The sequence below is a fragment of the Bartonella sp. AP57NXGY genome (assembly GCF_042195805.1).
In the GTDB taxonomy this organism is placed as follows: domain Bacteria; phylum Pseudomonadota; class Alphaproteobacteria; order Rhizobiales; family Rhizobiaceae; genus Bartonella.
Map to the genome: position 1 here is coordinate 5667 of NZ_JBHIOZ010000070.1, position 1432 is coordinate 7098.

A 1432-nucleotide genomic window follows, 5' to 3' on the forward strand; every position below is an offset into this window, starting at 1 on the left:
CTAATTTATTAACATATTAATTGATAAAATTATCATTTTACATATTGAGTTAAAATCCCTATGCAATAAATTATTCTCATTTCGACCATTTTTGTAAATAAACAATAAAACTATTTATTTACATAGACTAAAAAGAGCAACGTTAATGAAACGATAAAAAGAAGTAAAATATCCCCCCTCTCTCACATGCCAAAAGCAATTACAATATTCCAATCTGGCATCATCATTATGCTTGCCAGATTATGACAACAAGACCTTTTGCATTTAAATAAATTGTTCACGCTCCCTATCATTGTATTTGGTAACTCAATACTTTAATATATTCGTTCAGTATATTTATACAATTAAATTACCCAAAAGAGCATACTTCTTGCATTTACATTCCTTGGTATTCCCTTATCTTGTAAAGATCGCACACGTGTTACGTTACTTCGAGTTCATCAAGTGTATACCCATTCTCCAACCACTCTTTAATCCACTTAGGTCTACGTCCACGCCCATTCCATAATTCCCATTGGTTATTGGGATTTCTATAATGGCGCTCTTTGCTCACAAGATCAGCGATATCAATTCCATGGGCATTAGCAATTTCAAGAATTTTTCGTCGCGCATTTTGCTTTTCCTTTGCTTGCCGTTTTTTTAATTCCACATCGATTTGTGTACGCATCTCTTGTAGCTCATCAAAATTCATATTTTTGAGATCATTCACCTTAATTACTCCCCTTGCAAAAAAGAATCTTTTCTTGCCATATTTTAAACACAATTATAGACAATTTCTGTCTATTTATTATCGAAATTAAAATTACGATACATATATCACTTTGACGGAGATGTGCTTTGGACCACAAAGAGCTGTTTATTGGTATATCAGTTACCACCACTGCATCTTTTTTCAGTTCAATTGCTGAAACTACTAAATGCAGTGCTCAAGCGCCATCACACCTCTCTGAATCTTATGAATCAGTAGTCAAAAGTAAATATAAATCGTCACTCTATAAGTTATGGCAATACGCAACAAAGAACAAGCCCTCTCTGTATAATGATAGTGTAGTTCATTATGACAAGAAAACCTCCCCTCATACACAACGGCTTTTTACTTCGTATAAATTTTTTTTGAAAAGATTTTTGCAACTAGAGGATTATATAAAACAAGCAGCTTCAATACAGTATCAAAGATTATTATTTTTTAAAAGCAGCGCCTTTCTTCGTGATTCGAATAATATTGGTTGGCGTAATATGCTCTATTTTATTCAACACTTTTATCTTGTTGGTTGGATATTTGCATATATTAGAAATATTCTTAGAAGAAAACAAAGCAATAATCACAAGGAATATTCTAAGCTAAACAATCTCATTCTGCAAATTTATAAAATCAAAAGACAACGAGAAAAAGCACAACACAGAATTAGCATTTGTATTAATAAAATTCTTC

2 protein-coding genes are annotated in these 1432 nt (G+C 31.8%); one reads left to right on the forward strand and one right to left on the reverse strand.

Annotation, left to right across the window (positions count from 1 at the left end; genetic code table 11):
* Nucleotides 1-421: 421 nt before the first annotated feature.
* On the reverse strand, nucleotides 422-709 hold the full coding sequence (locus ACFIL8_RS06835; protein WP_015857007.1) for an H-NS family nucleoid-associated regulatory protein: 288 nt from the start codon (nucleotides 707-709) through the stop codon (nucleotides 422-424).
* A 128-nt stretch (nucleotides 710-837) separates the two neighbouring features.
* Here ACFIL8_RS06835 and ACFIL8_RS06840 point away from each other — a divergent pair.
* Nucleotides 838-1432, forward strand: a 595-nt coding sequence (locus ACFIL8_RS06840; RefSeq protein WP_375689225.1) for a hypothetical protein, incomplete at its 3' end; no start/stop codon positions are given.